Consider the following 16,879-nt stretch of genomic DNA (forward strand, 5'->3'; position numbering starts at 1 on the left):
GAACACATAAAGGTTCGATGTTTCGTTCGGAGCGGTGGCCTTGCGTCTGGTTTGACGCTGCCGCTTGTCCTCAATCTGCGGCTTCCCCCGAAGCACTTCAAATCCGAGTTCCCGCAACGGGTCTCTGTTTGGCCACCTTCCAGTGGTGGGATTGTAATAGCGGTAACCGTAGTAGAGGAGGCCGGTTTCCCAGTCGTGGTATTTGGTGGAGAAGAGGGGGTTGAAGCTTTGGGGGAGGGGGCCGGTGGCGCGGAGGAGTTCGCCAAAGGGGCCGTACTCGTATTGCGCCACCAACAAACCATCCGCCCCCCGCACATACCCCATCACGTTCCCATTCCCATCATAAAAAGGAAAATACACCCCTGCATCCGGCCCATTATGAATCACCGTCGCCAGCAACCCGCCCTCGTTGCAAGCATCGTTCGGAGGAGAGGGATTCTGTGGGATGGGATTTGCCTCCTCCCTGGCTTCATACGTGCCGATGGTTCCCCACGCTTGCATTTGCTTCTGGCTGACCCGCGGCCAATATCCCCCCAAACCTCTCTTCGTTCAAGGCCATTTAGGGGGATGGGTAAATGCAAAGTGCAAAGTGCAAAATGCAAAATGCAAAACCGGAGGGGCGAAGGCGAAGGTGCAAAATGGTGTGCATCAGTTCTGAATGTTAATCCTTGTCGGATTGGTTTGGCTTCGGGGGGGCCGGAGGCGGCACGCGGGACGCATGCGTTCCCCGAGACCGAGGGGAAAGGCAGAGGGGGAAATGCAAAATGCAAAGTGCAAAGTGCAAAATGCAAAACCGGAGAATTGTCGCAGGTGGATGTGTAAGAGGGTGAGGATCAGTCCTAATGGTTAATCCCTGCTGGATTGGTATGGCTTCAGCGGGGGCCGGAGGCGGCGCGCGGGACGCGTGCGCTCCCCGAGTCCGAGAGGAAAGGCAAAGAGGGAAAGGCAAAATGCAAAGTGCAAAGTGAAAAATGCGAAGCGGGAGGGGACGGAGGCGGGGAGGGAGACGGATGCGGCGTTCCCGGGGCATGGTTTTCGTTGATATTAGCAGGATGGTTTTGGGGGAATTGGTTTTGGTTTCAGGGGGCGGGGCAAGCATGGGGTGGGGTGTGGTCCGGAAGCGAGGCAGGGGGTGCGCTGCTAAGGCGGGGAAGCGCGTGGGCAGGCGCGGCGGTCGGGATGTTCAGCGAAAAAAACTGTGGCCGGGAAAGGGGGGATAGAATAAGGTAGGCGGCAACACCGTCAAAAGTGCAGCGAATGAATTGTGCATAAATCATTGTTTTATGAATAAGAACAGTTCGACCACCACACGCAGGAATTTTCTGAAAACCAGCGCCACCGCCGCCGGCGTGGTGCTTGCGGCGGGTCTGCCCCGGCCGGGTTACACGGCGGAGGATAACACCATCCGGATTGCGCTGATTGGCTGCGGCGGGCGCGGCACGGGCGCGGCGCAGAATGCCTTGAACACCAAGCTGGGGCCGGTCCGGCTGGTGGCGCTGGCGGATGTGTTTGAGAACCGGCTGCGGGGCAGTTATGGCGAGCTGAGCCGGCGGTTTGCGGAGCAGGTGGATGTGCCGGCGGAGCGGCAGTTTGTGGGATTCGATGCGTATCAAAAGGCGATGGACTGCCTGCGGCCGGGGGATGTGGCCATTTTTGCCACGCCGCCCGCCTTCCGGTGGGTGCATTTTCAGTATGCCATCCAAAAGGGCCTCAATGTGTTCATGGAAAAGCCGGTGACGGTGGACGGGCCCACCAGCAAGCGGATGTTGCAACTGGCCGAGCAGGCGAGCGCCAAGGGGTTGAAGGTGGGCGTGGGTTTGATGTCCCGCCACAGCCGCGAGCTGCAGGAGTTGCAGAAGCGGGTGAGCGACGGCCAACTGGGCGACATCATCCTGATGCGCGGCTACCGCATGCACGGGCCGGTGGGCTTTTTTGCGTCGCTGCCCAAGCCGCCGAACATCAGCCATCTGCGCTACCAGGTGCAGCGGTTCCACAGTTTTCTGTGGGCCAGCGGCGGCAATTTCAGCGATTTCTACATCCACATCATTGATCATCTTTCGTGGATGAAAAATGCGTGGCCGGTGCGGGCGCAGGGTTTGGGCGGCCGCCATTACCGGCAAAGCCCGGAAGGGCAGACGTACGTGGACCAGAACTTCGACACCTACTCGGTGGAATACACCTTTGCGGACGGCACGAAGTTTTATTTTGATGGCCGTTGCATGACCGGCTGCCGGGACCAGTACAACAGCTTCCTGCACGGCAGCAAGGGCATGGCGATCGCCTCGCGCTCGGGGGACTGCGGCGGGCCGTCGGCCATTTACAGCACGCAGAATCCCAGCCGCGCCAGCCAGGTGTGGGTGTCGAAGGCGCCGCCCGGGGAGGGGGATCCCTACCAGAACGAATGGAATGATTTGATGGCGGCCATCCGCAACAACCAGCCTTACAACGAGGCCAAATACGGCATCGAGGCCAGCCTGGTCACGAGCATGGGCCGCATGGCGGCGCACACGGGGCAGGAGATTACTTACGAGGAAATCCTCAACGGGGATCATGAGTTTGCGCCGGGTTTGGACAAGCTCACCGAGGACACCCCCGCCCCGTTGCAGGCCGATGCCCAGGGCCGTTATCCGGTGCCTGAGCCGGGCCGCAAGGGCAAGCGGGAGTATTGATCCGGCATTCCATCTTTTCACAGGGCGCTGGCGGCAACCAGCGCCCTTTTTTTATGGGGAGGGCCCTTTGCGTGGGGGGAAGGGAGGCGGGGGCGGGGCGCCGTTCGCCGGTTTCTTCGGAGGGCGGCGGGCTGGGGTGGGGATGGGGCTATTGAATCCATCCCACCCACTGGCCGAAGCGGCAGAGGAGGTAGCCGAGGCCGCCGGAGATGGGGATGGTAAAAATCCACGCCCAGACCATGCGCTCGACGACGGTCCAGCGGAGGGCGTTGAAGCGCCGGGCGCAACCCACGCCCATGATGGCGGCCGAGATGTTGTGGGTGGTGGAGACGGGGATGCCGAGGGTGGTGGCCAGGAAGATCATGGTGGCCGAGCTGGTTTCGGCGGCAAAGCCGTTGATGGGCTGCAGCTTCACCATCTTATGGCCAAGGGTTTTGATGATGCGCCATCCGCCGGCGGCGGTACCGGCGGCCATGGTGATGGCGCAAACGATTTTAATCCAAAGTTTGATGCCCTCCATGTTGGCGGCCCGGTGGAAATAGCGGGCGGCCAGGGGCAGATTCTGGGGCACCTCCAGGCCGTGGCGGTGGAGCAGGCCCAGACAATACAGCGCCTCGGGATGCTGGCGCTGGGCGCTCTGCTCCCACAGGCGGAGGGCCTGGGCGCGATCACGCGGAGCGCCGCCGTGGCCGTCCCAATACCAGGCCGCCAGCACGGCTTGGGCGTCGGCGTTGTTGCGGGCGGCGCGCTGTTGCAGCCAGGCCAGGGCCGCGGTTTCGTCCGCGGGCTGGCCCTCCAGGCGGCGGCGCGGGAAGACGACTGGCGGCGCCGGCGGCGGCAGGGTGTTGAGCAGCTCGGCGGCCTTGGCCTCGTCCCGGGGCACGCCCAGGCCTTTTTGGTATAACTCGGCCAGCTTTTCCTGGGCGGGGCGATGCTTGAGTTTCACCGCCTGCTCCAGCCATTCGGCGGCGAGGCGGTAATTGACCTCCACGCCGCGGCCTTCCAGGTACAAGAGGGCCAGGTTGTATTGCGCCTGGGGGTTTTTGTTTTGCGCGGCATGTTTGAAGTCGCGGGCCGCCTGGGGCAGATTCAGCGGCAAGCCCTGGCCGTCCCGGGCCATTTCGCCCAGTTGATTGTAGGCCTCCTGGATGGCGGGCAGGGACGAGGAGGGATAGTACAGCCAGTTGAGGTAACGCGGCAGGTGGTCAAACGTGCCGGCGGCGGTGGCGGCCATGAGGGCAAGGGCGATGATGCCCATGGTTTTCTGGGCGTCATTGGTGCCGTGCATGACACCCATGGCGGCGGCGCTCAAGATTTGGGCCTTGCCAAAGGTGAGGTTGACCAGGCGCGGGGTGAGCCGCAGCAACGAGACCAGGAGGTAAAGGAGGGCCATGATGAGAAACCCCAGGAGGAAACCGCCCAAAGGCGAGCTGAACATGGGAATGACCACCTTGTAGAGGAGGCCGCCGCTCTTGATCCAGTCGTTGGGATTGGGCTGGGACCAGATGATGGCCTTCCAGTTGTTCTGGGCGCCGGCGAGCGCCGCGCCACACAGACCGCCAATCAGCGCATGACTGGAGCTGGAGGGCATGCCAAACCACCAGGTGATGAGGTTCCAGGTGATGCCGCCCAGGAGGGCGCAGACCAGCATTTCGGAGGTGACGGTGACCACCTTGCTGTCAACCAGGCCGGAGGAGATGGTCTTGGCCACCGCCGTGCCGAGCATGGCGCCGCCCAGGTTGGCCAGGGCAGCCATGATCACCGCCTGCCGCGGGGTGAGCACCTTGGTGGAGACCACGGTGGCAATTGAATTGGCGGTGTCGTGGAAGCCGTTGATGTACTCGAAAATCAACGCCACCAAGATGACCACAAAAACCAGTTCCATGCGCTGCCCTCAAAGGTTTTTCGGTTGCCTTCCCGCGGGGGCCGCCCCGGGCGCGGCCGCCGGGAAGCCAGGTTCAGGAGTGTTTGAGCACGATGTAGGTCACGGTGTTGCCGGCGTCGCGGCAGCGGTCCACGGTTTTCTCCAGCAGCTCATGCAATTCCTTGAGCGCCAGCACCTGCAGCGGCGGGTATTTGCCGCTGTACAATTCCTTGAACACGTCCAGCAGGTATTTGTCGGCCTCGCCCTCCACCTCCTGCAGGCGGCCGTTGAGGTCTTTCAATTCTTCCAGGGGCGCATGGCGGCGCAGGGCGTGGACCATTTCGCCCACCAGGGTGGCCGCCCGCTCCACCAGCCGCGCCAGGGGAGAAAAGTCAAAGTCCTGCACCAGCGGCCGGATTTGCTGGAAACGCTCCACAAATTTTTCGATGGTTTTGGGGATTTTGTAGAGGGCGCTGGACAACGATTCGATATCTTCCCGTTCCAAAGCTGTCACAAATGTCTTAACCAGCCGCTCCTCAATTTCGCGGGTGATTTTTTTGTCATTCCGCCGAAAATCGGTGAATTCCTTGAGGTCCGCCGGGGATTGCGGCTGGCGCAGGAGGCGGGCCAGCACCTGGGCGCTTTGCAGGCCTTCCTGGGCGCTGGCTTCGAGCAAATTGTAAAAAACATCGTCTTTGCCCAAAAGCTTTTGAATCGAGATCATGCAGATTTATTTAGAAAACTTATGTTACAGTTATATGACATCATTGTAACGAAAAAGTTACGGTTTAAGGCCGCGTGCGGCTGTTGCTGCCGGGACGGCGTCCCCCCATCCCAGCAGGGTGGTGGCTGGCCGGGGCAGGGTAGAGAGTGCCTGGAGTGACCGTTGAGGGGGCGGCCATTGCGGGTTTTGTGGGTTGCGCTCGACAGGCGTCATGCTTCTGGTTAGCCTCACGGCACTTATGCCAATCCGTGCTCATCGGCCGCGCCCCTTGGGGGCGTGCCGGATGTGGGCCCTGCTGTTGGGGACAGCGGGGTGGCTGGCGGGTGCCCCCGCGCCGGTGGTGGAGACCAATGTGGCGCCGGGCATCAACCAGGAATACACCCGCACGAACATCAACGTGGAGCGCTGGGTGCAGAACTTTGAACGCGAAAGCCGCGAAATCTACGCCCAGCGCGACAAGATCATGGAGACCCTGCAGCTCCGGCGCGGGATGCGCGTGGCCGATGTGGGGGCGGGCAGCGGCTTGTTCACGGTGTTGATGGCGCAGGCGGTGGGGCCGCGCGGCAAAGTGTATGCGGTGGACATTGTGCCCGCCTTCCTGAAGCACATCGAGGCTCGCGCCCGCGAGGCGGGGCTGAAGCAGATTCAAACCGTGCAGGCCACGGAGCGCTCGTCCCGCCTGCCCGCCCAAAGTGTGGACCTGGTGTTTATTTGTGACACCTACCATCATTTTGAGTATCCCCAGTCCACGCTGGCCTCCCTTCATCGGGCCTTGCGCGCCCGGGGACAACTGGTGATCATTGATTTCCACCGCATTCCGGGCAAATCCTCCGCCTGGACGCTCCAGCATGTGCGGGCCGGGCAGGAAGTATTTGCGCGGGAAATTGAGGCGGCGGGCTTTGAGCGGCTGCCGGATCCGCCGCAGGATTTCCTCAAGGAAAACTACCTCATGCGCTTCGTGAAACGGGGACGCTGAGGTGCACACAGGCAGGCGGCCGGATGGCCGAGGGACGAGAGCGCATGAGCAACAAACGGCAACTGGGGTTGGTGTCGGCCACCGCGCTGGTGGTGGCCAACATGATTGGCATGGGCGTGTTCACCACCAGCGGTTATACGCTGGGGGATTTGAAATCGCCGTGGCTGGTGCTGGCCGCCTGGGCGGTGGGCGGCGTGATTGCGGCCATGGGGGCGCTTTGCTATGCCGCTCTGGCGCGGCGCATTCCGGAGTCGGGCGGCGAGTACCTGTTCCTTTCGCGGACGTTGCATCCGGCGGCGGGCTACGTGGCGGGCTGGATATCCCTGCTGGTGGGTTTCTCGGCCCCGCTGGCGGCGGTGGCCTATGGATTTGGCGAGTATGCCAAAACGTGGTATCCCGGCTGGGACGCGCAGACGGTGGGGGCCGTGTTGATCATTCTGTTTGCGGCCCTGCATGCGGCCGATGTGAAACATGGGGCGTGGGTGCAAAACGCCACGGTCATCCTAAAAATCATCCTGATCCTGGGCTTCATCGGGTGGGGGTTTGCCCATCTGCCGGAGCCCCGGCCGTATGCGCCGCCCAAGTTTCCGCTGGGGCTTTTTGCGGTATGTCTGGTCTGGATTTCCTTTTCCTATTCGGGCTGGAATGCGGTCATTTACATTGGGGGTGAAGTCAAGGACGGGGAACGGATCCTGCCGCGCGCCATGTTGTTGGGCACGGGGATTGTGACGGTGTTGTATTTATTGCTCAACGCGGTGTTTGTGTTTGCCGCGCCCATGGAGCAGTTGCAATACCAGGTGGCCATTGGCTGGGTGGCGGCCCGGGCGCTGGGGGGGGATTTATGGGCCAATTTCATCACGGCGCTGGTCTCTCTGGCACTGATCAGCTCGGCTTCCTCCCTGCTCATGGTGGGGCCGCGCGTCTATGCCAAAATGGCCGAGGACGGCTGGCTGCCGCGCTGGCTGGCGGCCGAGAGCGGGCCGCCGCGGCGGGCCATAGGTTTGCAGGCGGTGCTGGCGTTGTTCCTGTTGTGGCACACCGAGTTTCAAAACCTGATGAATTACATCGGATTTACCCTGCTCTTGAGCACCACCGCGACGGTGCTGGGGCTGATCCGGCTGCGTCTCCGGGAAGGGGCCGCCGTGCGGGTGGTGGGCTGGCCGTGGCTGCCGTTTTTGTATCTGGGGGTGGTGTATGCCATGGCGTTGTTCAACGTGCAGCTTCGCCCCACCCAAAGCCTGTACGGGCTGGGCACCATCTTCCTGGGCGTGGTGGCCTGGTGGCTCACGGCGCGTTATCGCCGCCGCCCGCCCGCCACCCGCGCCGTTACCTGAGCCGCAAGACCGCCGGCCGGAGCCGTCCCACCCGGTGCTCCGGCAACAAGGGGTCCAGCGAGCCGGGCTCGGGACGCTCGCTGCCGACGTGGCCGTCACAGAACACGGCGCTGGCGGTTTGCTCGTGGCGGAAATGGGCCGTGCGCTCGGTGGTGTTGGTGCTCACGTAATAAAACTCCTCCAGCATCGGATTGTCGGGCGAGGCCGGCGGCTGAAAGGTGTTGATTTGGGCGGCATCGGCCAGCAACACCGTTTCCGCCGCCGACTTCAGTTGATACACGTTCACAGGCGGGGCGGAGGGCGGAGCGGACAGGCACAGGTTGTAGCCATAGCCGTAGGCCGCGCCGGTGGCCTTGAGCTTGAACGAAGCCAGGCTGTAATCCAGGGCGGGACACAACTCCACCCCCCGCCCCAGCAAATACGGATAAAGCGCCCCCAGCTCCGGGCGAAAAGCGCGCTGGCCTTCCGCGCCGTTTTCCATCCAGCCAAACCAGTACAGGCGGCCGCCGTTGGTGGCCGTGCCGCCATAGCGGAAGGTCTGGCCCTGATAATCATCCCAATACATCTGGGCGGCCAGGCCCATCTGGCGCAGGTTGCTGAAGCACCGCACCCGCTGCGCCGCCCGCTGGCTGCGGCCCAGCGCCGGCAGGAGCAGGGCCAGGAGCACGGCCAGAATGGCCACCACCACCAGCAGCTCCACCAGCGTGAATGCGCAGCGTCGCTTCATGACCTAGGGGCGCGTAATGGCAATGCGGTAAAATCGTTGCGGCGGCGTCTCCGGTTCGAGCGGCCATTCCAGCCATCCCCCGGTGCCCGCCATCGGCTCATGGAGCGGGGTCCATTGCCGCCAGTCCGCCGTGGCCTCCACCACAAAACGATACCCGGCCGCCCCCAGATAACGCACCGCCCGCCCGTTTGCGGTGCGGACGGCCTGCAGTCCCTGCACCGGCGGCTCCGGGACGGTCCAAATCACGTTGTCCACGTACCCCCGCGCGTAAAGCGAGCCGCCCGCGCCGGCATCGCTGTAACTGGCCACGGCAAAGGTGTCCACGCGGTAATCGGTAAAGGAGCCGGTGAGCTGCGAGGTGAATTGCGCCAGCAGGCTGCCCTCCTCCCCCGTCACAAAGGGCGTGGCGCTGGCGCGCAACGTGGTGGTCAGTTGCCGGGTGGCGGCCTGATAGCTCATGCGCACGCGCAGCCAGGTCTGGGTGGGCAGCGTGATTTCACGATAGGCATTGGGCCCGTCGTAATTGAACTGGCCATTGGTGCTGGTGAACGTTGGCCAGACTGTGGCCTGATGGCTGTAGAGATCCTGGGGATGATAGTACTCGGGGAAATAATCGAATTCGATCAGGTTGGGCGCGTAACCCACGCCGCGGCCGCGCTGGAAGGAGTCCCGCACGGCCTGCACGGAGTTGTGAAAGCCCAGCGCCACTTCAAACGAATACGGTTTGTCTGGATTCACCCCAATCCGCGCCTCCAGCAGGTACAGGTCAAACCCCAGCGTGAACGAGTCCGTTTTGGCCAGAATCACGCCCAGGGGACGCCGGAAGTAGGAGTTGCTCCGGCTGGAATCCCACGTCACCGCCAGCCATTGGCGCGCGGCGTCCCACTCGAAAAGCGAAGCCTGGCCGTGCACCTGCCAGCCGCGCCGGGCCGGGTCGGTGGAGAAATCTTCCGTGAACGTGGCCGCAGCCGCGGCGCCGGCCGCCGTGACCAGCGCCAGGCCGAGCCACCTTTGAATGAGGTGTTTTGCCGTCATGCGCCGTTGTCTTTCACGGCCTCCCACGGAGTAAGGGAAGGGCCATCGTCCCACACGCGCCGGGTCAGGCACGCGCGGCACAGGCACACCTTTTGCCGCAGGGCGGCGGGCACGCGCGCCAGCGCCTCCGGCGCGGCGCGCACGCCCCAACACCAGCAGGGGTCCCCCACCTCACCACCGGCGGCCACCACACAATCATTGGGCTGCCCGCACAACGGGCAGGCGCCCGGGTCTATGACGCCGGGATGAGCCTTCATGGCCTGGCGCTGTTGCGCTGACGCCGCACCCACGCCAGCAAGCCCACCCCCGCCAGCCCCAGCAGCCAGGTGGCCGGCTCGGGCACCGCCGCCAGGGCGTCCAGTTTGATTTGGCCCTCCAGCACGCTGAGCCGCACGTAATGGATTTCCTGCAGGGACACCGGTTGTCCCTGGGCGTCAATGGCCCAGCCCAGGTCATAGCCCACCCCGCCCGCCGAGCCGCCATACAAGGCCCGGATCTCCGGCAGGGTTTTGCCGGCAAAAGCCGCCGGGGTTAGCGCCGGATTGGGCGGCAGGCCAAACTGTCCGGCGGAATCGGTTGGCAGGGCGGCCTCGGTCACCGGCGCCAGCGAGGGGTTGAGCAGGTAAAAGTTCTGGCCGTCCGCGCTGACCGAGATGCGCGTCACTCCGCCCAGGTTGCCAAACACCGTGCCATCGGAGAGGCCGTTGGGCCAGTTCACATCCACCAAGGCCGCCCCGCCATACACCACGAAATCCAGGCCGTAGGGGTGGGCGGGAAGATTGCGGACCGGCTCGGCAAAACGGAGCGTGAGCGAGCCGCCGGCGCCGATGCCGACGAGTTGATCCGAGGTGTAGGGCGCTTCAAAGGGGGTGATGGGGGTCGGCTCGGGGGACCACGGCGGGAAGGCGGGGTTGAAGGTGGCGGGCATGCCCAGGGCGGCGGCGGCATTGGTGTAGCTGGATAGCGAGCCGCTTAATGCGCCTGGTTGATAATCCACCACACTGGAGGCGTAGGCGGCGGCGTGAAGGGTTGCCCAACTCGAAACCATTACGCTGGCCAGGGCCAGCCCGGCGGTCATCCATCGTTTCATGAACTTGCAGTCACCTTCGCTCCGGCTCAAACGGAGCTGCTGTTGTTTGTTGCCGGCCAGGGGGAGCATGAAGGCACAAAAAAACCTTCATCCTCCGCCACACGGGAATGAAGGCTTTCCACAGGTCCAGTTCCGAAACGGCGAAACCGGCTGGCCTCATCCTTCTCTTGAGCGGAGAAGTTGGGTCGTCAACCCGACGAGCGCAGCCTGACCGGTATCCTGACTTCGGGCCTCAAACCTCGCTCCCGCCTTCCCGCCCATGGAGAGCAGTGGCCGTGGGAGTTTGTAACCCGTTACAGTGGCGCTACCGTCCCTGATTCTCACAGGGTTCCCTGTCATCCGGCTGCGTTGAGGGCCATGCTTTTCCCGGCGGGAAAGCGCACGGCCTGTTTGAAAGAACCGGGCTCATTCATAAGCTTTGACCTCCGCCCCGGCAAGCCATTTTTTCCCATGATATCCGGCGGCGGCCGGGCCCCCCGCCGGCACGGGAAAAACGCCCGCGCACCGCCCCCGGCAAAATTTGAGCTGCACGCCGCGGGGGCCGATGCTAACATCCGCGCAACCCGACTATGCCCAAACCAAAGTCCAAGGCCGATGCGGCGCGCACCGCCCGCCCCGGGGCCCATCCCCGCCGGCGCCTGGCCATTAAACTGCTGGTCATCGCCTTGCCGCTGCTGGCCGTGGTGGTTTTGGAGGGTGTCCTGCGCCTTGCCGGTTATGGTTATCCCACGGAGTTCTGGCTGCCTGCCGAAGTCCAGGGCCGGCCCGTGTGGACGGAAAATCCCCGCTATGGCTGGCGGTTTTTCCCGCCGCGCATCGCGCGGGCCCCGCAGCCCATGGTGGTGGACCGCGTGAAACCGCCGGGCACCGTGCGGGTGGTCATTTTGGGCGAATCGGCCGCCCTGGGGGATCCGGAGCCGGCCTACGGTTTCGGACGGTATCTCGAGGTGCTGCTCAATGAAGCCTTTCCGGAGAAAAAGTTTGAGGTGATCAACACCGCCATGACCGCCATCAACTCCCACGTCATCCGCCTCATCGCCCGGGACTGCGTGAAACTGGACGCGGATTTTTGGGTGCTCTACATGGGCAACAACGAGGCCGTGGGGCCGTATGGCTCGGGCACCGTGTTTGGCGGCCAGGCCCCGGAGCTGCCGCTGCTCCGCGCCGCACTCTGGTTCCGCACCCTCAAGGTGGGCCAACTGGCCGAGGCCGCCCTTCAAAAATTTTCCCGCCGCGCCGCGCCCGCCACTGAATGGGGCGGGTTGGAGATGTTTCTGGAGCACAAACTCCACCCGGAGGATGCCCGCGTGCAGCGCGTGTACGAGCATTTTCAGAAAAACCTGGAGGACATCCTCGCCACCGGACAGCGGGCCGGCGCCCGGGTGGTGGTGGCCACCGTCGGGGCGAATTTGAAAGATTGCGCCCCCTTCGCCTCGCTGCATCGCACCGATCTGTTGCCGGCCGATTTGTCAGCGTGGGAGGCGGCCTTCCGCGAGGGCGCCCGGCTGATGGGGGAGGGAAAGGCCGAAGAGGCGCTGAAGCACTGGCAAAAGGCCTATGAGCTGGACCAGGATTACGCCGAGTTGCAATTCCGCATCGGCGAGGCCAAAGCGGCGGCCCGACAATACCGCGAGGCCCGCGGTTTCTACGTGTGGGCGCGCGATTTGGACGCCCTGCGCTTCCGGGTGGACTCGCGCCTGAATGACATCACCCGCACCGTGGCCTCCGGCAAAACCAACGCCCACGTCCGCCTGGTGGATGCCGAGCGCGCGCTCCAGCGCCTGGCTCCCAACCAAATCCCGGGCCGTGATTTATTTTATGACCATGTGCATCTGAACTTTGCCGGCAATTATGCCCTGGCGCGGGCCGTGGCCGCGCAGGTGGCCCCCGCCGACGGCCGCCCGCGCTGGTTGTCGGCCCAGGAGGCCGGGGCGCGCCTGGCCGTCACCCCATACGACCAGCTCCAGGTGTGGCGGGAGATGCGCCGGCGCCTGCAACGCCCGCCTTTCACCCAGCAACTTAATCACGCCGCCCAGCTCCAATGGGTGGATGAACAAATCGCCGCCCTGCGGCCGCAATCCACCGCCACCGCTTTGATGCAACAGGCCGCGATTTACCAGCCGGCCCTCGCCAGACGCCCGGAGGATCCCGTATTGCGCGGCCGCCTGGGCCGGTTGCTGGAGGAGGCGGGAGATTACCAGGGCGCCCTGCAACAGTGGGAAAAAGTGAGCGAACTTCTGCCCCACGATTTTCAGGCTGTCTATTCCCAGGGCCTGCTTTGGCGCAACCTGGGCCGGTTGGAGCGCGCGCGGGAGTGTTTCCAGCGCACCCTCCAACTGCGGCCCAACGTGGCCGAGGCCTGGAACGGGTTGGGTTTGTGCGAAATGGATGAAGGCAGGCTGGAGCAGGCGCTGGCCTACTTCGATCAAGCCCTGGCTGAACGGCCCGCCGACGCGGACTTTCATTACAACAAGGGCATCGTCCACAGCAAAGCCGGCCGTACCAATGACGCCCTGGCCTGTTACCGGCAGGCGCTCACCGCCGCCCCGGATCACACCAGCGCCCGTTACAACCTGGCCAACCTGCTCCTTCGCCAGGGGCAATGGGCCGAAGCGGCCACGGAATTGCGCACCCTGTTGCAACACACGCCCGAACACACCCGGGCCCGCAATAATTACGGCCTGGCGCTGCTCCGGCTGGGACGCCCTCAGGAGGCGGTGGAGCAGTTCCGCCAGACCTTGCGGGAAGAACCAAACAATGCCGAGGCCCGCTACAACCTGGCCAACACCCTCCTCGGCCTGAAACAATATGACGAGGCCATCAGCCATCTCGAAACTTTTCTGGCCGCGCATCCCGGCCATCCGGGCGCCCAGCAAAAACTCACCGAGGCACGGGCTTTGCGCGCCGCCAGCCGGGGCGGCTCTTCCCCCTAAGCTGAACGGCTGTCACGGCCCCGTTGCGCAACGTTGACCGTCCCCTGCCCATGACTCCGAAAGCTCGTCCCTCCTCCAGCGGCCCGCGGCGCAAACTGCCCGCCGGCGTGCCGGTGTGGGGCCTGGAGGCGCTGTGGGCCGTGGCGCTGTGGCTGACGCTTTATTTCTGGGTCCAACCGCATTGGCTTTATTACCAGGCCGATGCGGCGGTGTTTCATCCGGCGCCTTTCACCCCCGGCGAGCTGGTGCAGCCCGGGCGGCTTTTCTGGCGGATGCTGGCGTGGGGCATCCATGCCTGCCAGTTTCCCGCTCTGGGAGCAACGCTGGGCACGCTGCTGATCTGGTTCATTACCGCGGCGGCCGGCCGCTTGTTCTGGCGGGGGCCGGGCGGGCGGCCGCGACTGGCCCATTGGGTGCTGGCTCCGCCGCTGCTGGCGGTCCTGGGCCGCTATGATGAGGGTGGCGCGGCGCTGGTGCTGGGCTGGGCATGGGCCTTGGGGCTGGCCGCCGCGGCCGCCTGGCTGGCGTCGCGCGGGGGGCTGTGGCGCTGGCTTGCACCGGCGGTGGGGGCGGCGGTGGTGTACGTGGCGGCGGGCGGCGGTCCGCTCTGTGCCTATGCGATCCTGGCGCTGCTGGCGGCGGGGCTGACGGGGCGCTGGTGGGCCGCGGAGCATCTGGTGCTGCTGGTGGCGGTAGCGGCGGGCGTGGGCGTGGAGGTCTGGCTGCTGGGCAAAGCCTGGCCCCGCTGGTGGGAGCCTTGGATCAGGCCGGCCTGGGCCTGGCCGGCTGCGCTCCAGGCCGGCGTTTTCGCCGTGGTGGCCCTCATCGCCGCCCGGCTGGCCGCGGTGCCGACGCCTCCAACCCGAACCTCTCCCGCCCCGGTCAAGAAGAAGGGCGGGGAACAGCCGGTTTGGCCGCTGGTCTTTTGGGTGGCGGGCCTGGCGGCGGGAATCATCTTGATGGTGGTCATGCGGGATGATGCCCGGCGGGCCACGCTCCAACTGCGCGCCCTGGCCCTGGCGGAGAAGTGGCCGGAGTTTCTGGCGCTGGCGCGCCAGCAAACCCATTTGGAGCCGGAAACCCGGCTGGAACTGGCGCTGGCGCTGCATCACACCGGCCGGCTGTTGGATGATTGGTTTGCCTATCCCGTGGTGCGGCAGGACGAGTTCCTGCCCAACATCGGCCACGGACCGCCGGCCTATGCCGTGATGAGCCGCGCCATGCTGGCCCTGGGCCAGGTGAACCATGCCGAGCGTTACGCGGCCGAAGCGCTCGAAATCCTCGGCCCGCGCCCCGAGCTGCTCTGGGTGCTGGCGCAGGTGAACGTGCTCAAAGGCCATCCGGTGGCGGCCGCCAATTTCCTGCGCGTGCTCGAGCGCCAGCCCTTTCACGCCCCCACCGCCCGGCGCTGGCTGGCGGAGCTGTCCCGGGATCCGCAACTGTCCGAAGAACCCCGCCTGCGCGTCTGCCGGGCGCTGATGGTCACCACCGATTACCCGCATCCCGACAACCCCACCTCGCCCCTGATGCAGCAACTGTTGCACACCAATCCCACCAACCGCATGGCCCTCGAGTTTCTGCTGGCGCATGACCTGCTGACCCTGCAACTGGACAAACTCATGGATCACGCCGGGCGTCTGCGCGATGCCCGGCTGGGCTATGCCGCCCTGCCGCGGCACCTCGCCGAGGCCGCCCTCCTGTGGGGCAGCATCAACAAGTCGGCCGTCGCCGATGTGGCGGGCTTTCCCCTGGACCCCGCCCTCCGCCAGCGGTTTGCACGGTTTGATGAAATCGTGCGCGCCCACGTGCAAAACGTGGAGGCCGTGCGCCCGCGGCTGGCGGCAGAATTTGGGGATACCTACTGGTATTATTATATATATGGCCAGTCCGGCCGTTGGAAAACAGCGCCCGCAGCCGTCATGCCATGAACTTTCGTCTTGATTGCAAGCCTGGTGGTCCGGCCCTCGGCGGGCTGTTGGCGCTGCTGGTTGTGGGCCTCGGCGTGGCCGGGGGCGCGGCGCCCGAGGATCAGGCCGCGCCCTCCTCCGCGACGGTGTGGATGCAGCCGGACTATGGCGGCATCATCGTCCCGCCGAATATCGCGCCGCTCAATTTCCGCCTCACCGCCACGGGCACGGCCTACCGGGTGGTGGCCCGCTCCACCCGCGGCGCCTCCATCACCGTGGAAGACCGGCAGGGGCGCATTCAATTTCCCCTGCGCGCCTGGCGCGCGCTGCTGCAGGAGAATGCGGGGAAGCCGTTGATCTTCGAGCCGTGGGTGCGGCAGGCTTCCGGCCAATGGACCGCCCTGCCGCCGGTCACCAATCACATTGCCGCGGCGCCCGTGGATGAATACCTGGCGTATCGCCGCCTGGGGCCGCTGTACAACCTTTATGCCCGCATGGGGTTGTACCAGCGGCATCTCGGCTCCTTTGAGGAAAAGGAGATCATGGAAAACTCCCGCATCAATGGGAGTTGCCTCAACTGCCACACCTTCCTCAATCACTCCCCGGAGCGCATGTTCTTTCACCTGCGCGCCGTGCCGGGCAATCCCATCCTGCTGCGCGACGGCCCGGAGCTGAAGCAGATTGCGCGCACGGCCGGTTATTCCTCGTGGCATCCCAGCGGGCGGCTGATCGTGTACTCGGTCAACAAGTTATCGCTCTTCTTTCATACCCGCGGCAATACACGCGATGTGTATGACGCCGATTCGGACTTGAACGTGTACCGGCTGGATGACAACACGGTGGAGGCGCCGCCGCCCATTGCGCTGACCAACCGGCTCGAAACCTGGCCGTGTTGGTCGCCGGATGGCCGCTTTTTGTACTATTCGAGCGCCCCGCCGCTGCCCCAGGAGCGGTTTCGCGAGATTCGTTATGACTTGATGCGCGTCGCCTACGACATCGAAAAAAACCGCTGGGGCGAGCCGGAATTGGTGGTCTCCGGGCGCGAGGCCAATTTATCGGCCACGCAGCCCCGGGTGTCCCCCGATGGCCGCTGGCTGCTCTTCACCGCCTCGCGATACGGCAATTTTCCCGTCTATCAGGCGGGTGCCGATTTATGCCTCATTGACCTGGCGACCCGGCAGATTCGCGCGCCGGAAATCAACAGCCCGCAAACCGATTCGTGGCATTGCTGGTCCAGCAACAGCCGCTGGATTGTGTTCAGCAGCAAACGCCGCGATGGCGTGTTTTCCTTCCCCTACCTGGCCTACGTGGACGAGGAGGGACAGTTTTCCAAACCGTTTATTCTGCCGCAGGAAGACCCGGGTTATTACGCCATCACCTTGAAGAACTTTAACATACCCGAGTTCATCAAAACGCCGGTCAACGTGGCGCCGGCGGATTTGGCGCGCGCCGTGTTGCAGCCGGCCAAAAAAATCGAGCCGGTTCTTGATCCCGTGCATCCGCCCTCCGGCCGCCAGGGCACGCGCGGCGCGGCCCAATAAGTCGTCGGCACCCGGCCGCGGGGGGCGATTTTGCTTGCGCTTCCCCGTCCCCCGTAGCAATCCAGTGCCGTGCATAAGG

13 protein-coding genes, 2 pseudogenes and 1 riboswitch are annotated in these 16,879 nt (G+C 64.6%); of the genes and pseudogenes, 6 read left to right on the plus strand and 9 right to left on the minus strand.

Annotated elements, in window-relative coordinates; all coding sequences use genetic code 11:
- Positions 1 to 501: hypothetical protein (locus N3J91_15335; GenBank protein ID MCX8157789.1), on the minus strand; the 501-nt coding region annotated here is incomplete at its 3' end.
- Between the two features lie 782 nt (positions 502 to 1,283).
- Between N3J91_15335 and N3J91_15340 the strand changes: the two genes are divergently transcribed.
- Entirely contained in the window at positions 1,284 to 2,669 is a 1,386-nt protein-coding gene (locus N3J91_15340; GenBank protein MCX8157790.1) for a Gfo/Idh/MocA family oxidoreductase, read from the plus strand.
- Between the two features lie 148 nt (positions 2,670 to 2,817).
- On the opposite strand, the gene N3J91_15345 is transcribed toward N3J91_15340, so the two are convergent.
- The 3 genes and pseudogenes from N3J91_15345 to N3J91_15355 all read right to left on the minus strand — a co-directional run bounded on the left by N3J91_15345 (position 2,818) and on the right by N3J91_15355 (position 5,257).
- Positions 2,818 to 4,062 (minus strand): inorganic phosphate transporter, encoded by a 1,245-nt coding sequence (locus tag N3J91_15345; GenBank protein MCX8157791.1) that lies wholly within the window; start codon positions 4,060 to 4,062, stop codon positions 2,818 to 2,820.
- Positions 4,054 to 4,554, minus strand: a pseudogene (locus tag N3J91_15350) (inorganic phosphate transporter). Before N3J91_15350 ends, N3J91_15345 begins: the two are co-directional and overlap by 9 nt.
- Before the next feature lie 73 nt (positions 4,555 to 4,627).
- On the minus strand, positions 4,628 to 5,257 hold the full coding sequence (locus N3J91_15355; GenBank protein MCX8157792.1) for a DUF47 family protein: 630 nt from the start codon (positions 5,255 to 5,257) through the stop codon (positions 4,628 to 4,630).
- Positions 5,258 to 5,495: 238 nt separating this feature from the next.
- Between N3J91_15355 and N3J91_15360 the strand changes: the two genes are divergently transcribed.
- The gene (locus tag N3J91_15360) at positions 5,496 to 6,233 is read left to right on the plus strand and encodes a methyltransferase domain-containing protein (GenBank protein ID MCX8157793.1); all 738 of its coding nucleotides are present in this window, start codon (positions 5,496 to 5,498) and stop codon (positions 6,231 to 6,233) included.
- Positions 6,234 to 6,256: 23 nt separating this feature from the next.
- Complete coding sequence (locus N3J91_15365; GenBank protein MCX8157794.1) at positions 6,257 to 7,567, plus strand: amino acid permease; 1,311 nt, start codon at positions 6,257 to 6,259, stop codon at positions 7,565 to 7,567.
- Here the strand turns inward: N3J91_15365 and N3J91_15370 are convergent.
- The 5 genes and pseudogenes from N3J91_15370 to N3J91_15390 all read right to left on the minus strand — a co-directional run bounded on the left by N3J91_15370 (position 7,560) and on the right by N3J91_15390 (position 10,280).
- On the minus strand, positions 7,560 to 8,294 hold the full coding sequence (locus N3J91_15370) for a DUF1559 domain-containing protein (protein MCX8157795.1): 735 nt from the start codon (positions 8,292 to 8,294) through the stop codon (positions 7,560 to 7,562). The genes N3J91_15365 and N3J91_15370 overlap by 8 nt on opposite strands.
- Before the next feature lie 3 nt (positions 8,295 to 8,297).
- Positions 8,298 to 9,329, minus strand: coding sequence for a hypothetical protein (locus N3J91_15375; GenBank protein ID MCX8157796.1), 1,032 nt, complete (start codon positions 9,327 to 9,329; stop codon positions 8,298 to 8,300).
- Positions 9,326 to 9,586 carry a cysteine-rich CWC family protein gene (locus tag N3J91_15380; GenBank protein MCX8157797.1) on the minus strand — a complete coding sequence of 87 codons (261 nt, stop codon included), beginning with the start codon at positions 9,584 to 9,586 and terminating at the stop codon, positions 9,326 to 9,328. The genes N3J91_15375 and N3J91_15380 overlap by 4 nt, the downstream gene beginning before the upstream one ends.
- Entirely contained in the window at positions 9,583 to 10,077 is a 495-nt protein-coding gene (locus N3J91_15385; GenBank protein MCX8157798.1) for a PEP-CTERM sorting domain-containing protein, read from the minus strand. Before N3J91_15385 ends, N3J91_15380 begins: the two co-directional genes overlap by 4 nt.
- 71 nt (positions 10,078 to 10,148) lie before the next feature.
- Positions 10,149 to 10,280, minus strand: a pseudogene (locus N3J91_15390) (sigma-70 family RNA polymerase sigma factor).
- A gap of 330 nt (positions 10,281 to 10,610) precedes the next feature.
- A riboswitch (cobalamin riboswitch) is annotated at positions 10,611 to 10,794 on the minus strand.
- 194 nt (positions 10,795 to 10,988) lie between these two features.
- Between N3J91_15390 and N3J91_15395 the strand changes: the two are divergent.
- From N3J91_15395 to N3J91_15405, 3 genes are read left to right on the plus strand one after another with little or no spacing between them, the layout of a single operon-like run.
- Complete coding sequence (locus tag N3J91_15395) at positions 10,989 to 13,352, plus strand: tetratricopeptide repeat protein (protein ID MCX8157799.1); 2,364 nt, start codon at positions 10,989 to 10,991, stop codon at positions 13,350 to 13,352.
- A 50-nt stretch (positions 13,353 to 13,402) separates the two neighbouring features.
- Complete coding sequence (locus N3J91_15400) at positions 13,403 to 15,280, plus strand: DUF6057 family protein (GenBank protein MCX8157800.1); 1,878 nt, start codon at positions 13,403 to 13,405, stop codon at positions 15,278 to 15,280.
- Positions 15,277 to 16,800, plus strand: coding sequence for a hypothetical protein (locus N3J91_15405; GenBank protein MCX8157801.1), 1,524 nt, complete (start codon positions 15,277 to 15,279; stop codon positions 16,798 to 16,800). The genes N3J91_15400 and N3J91_15405 overlap by 4 nt, the downstream gene beginning before the upstream one ends.
- The last annotated feature ends 79 nt before the right edge of the window (positions 16,801 to 16,879 follow it).

Source organism: Verrucomicrobiia bacterium, from assembly GCA_026414565.1.
Classification (GTDB): domain Bacteria; phylum Verrucomicrobiota; class Verrucomicrobiia; order Limisphaerales; family Fontisphaeraceae; genus Fontisphaera.

Coding starts and splice junctions, on each gene's coding strand:
- N3J91_15340 (MCX8157790.1), top strand. CDS start 1,284: ATGAATAAGAACAGTTCGACCACCACACGCAGGAATTTTCTGAAAACC.
- N3J91_15355 (MCX8157792.1), bottom strand. CDS start 5,257: ATGATCTCGATTCAAAAGCTTTTGGGCAAAGACGATGTTTTTTACAAT.
- N3J91_15365 (MCX8157794.1), top strand. CDS start 6,257: ATGGCCGAGGGACGAGAGCGCATGAGCAACAAACGGCAACTGGGGTTG.
- N3J91_15395 (MCX8157799.1), top strand. CDS start 10,989: ATGCCCAAACCAAAGTCCAAGGCCGATGCGGCGCGCACCGCCCGCCCC.
- N3J91_15370 (MCX8157795.1), bottom strand. CDS start 8,294: ATGAAGCGACGCTGCGCATTCACGCTGGTGGAGCTGCTGGTGGTGGTG.
- N3J91_15345 (MCX8157791.1), bottom strand. CDS start 4,062: ATGGCCCTCCTTTACCTCCTGGTCTCGTTGCTGCGGCTCACCCCGCGC.
- N3J91_15360 (MCX8157793.1), top strand. CDS start 5,496: ATGCCAATCCGTGCTCATCGGCCGCGCCCCTTGGGGGCGTGCCGGATG.
- N3J91_15400 (MCX8157800.1), top strand. CDS start 13,403: ATGACTCCGAAAGCTCGTCCCTCCTCCAGCGGCCCGCGGCGCAAACTG.
- N3J91_15405 (MCX8157801.1), top strand. CDS start 15,277: ATGAACTTTCGTCTTGATTGCAAGCCTGGTGGTCCGGCCCTCGGCGGG.
- N3J91_15380 (MCX8157797.1), bottom strand. CDS start 9,586: ATGAAGGCTCATCCCGGCGTCATAGACCCGGGCGCCTGCCCGTTGTGC.
- N3J91_15375 (MCX8157796.1), bottom strand. CDS start 9,329: ATGACGGCAAAACACCTCATTCAAAGGTGGCTCGGCCTGGCGCTGGTC.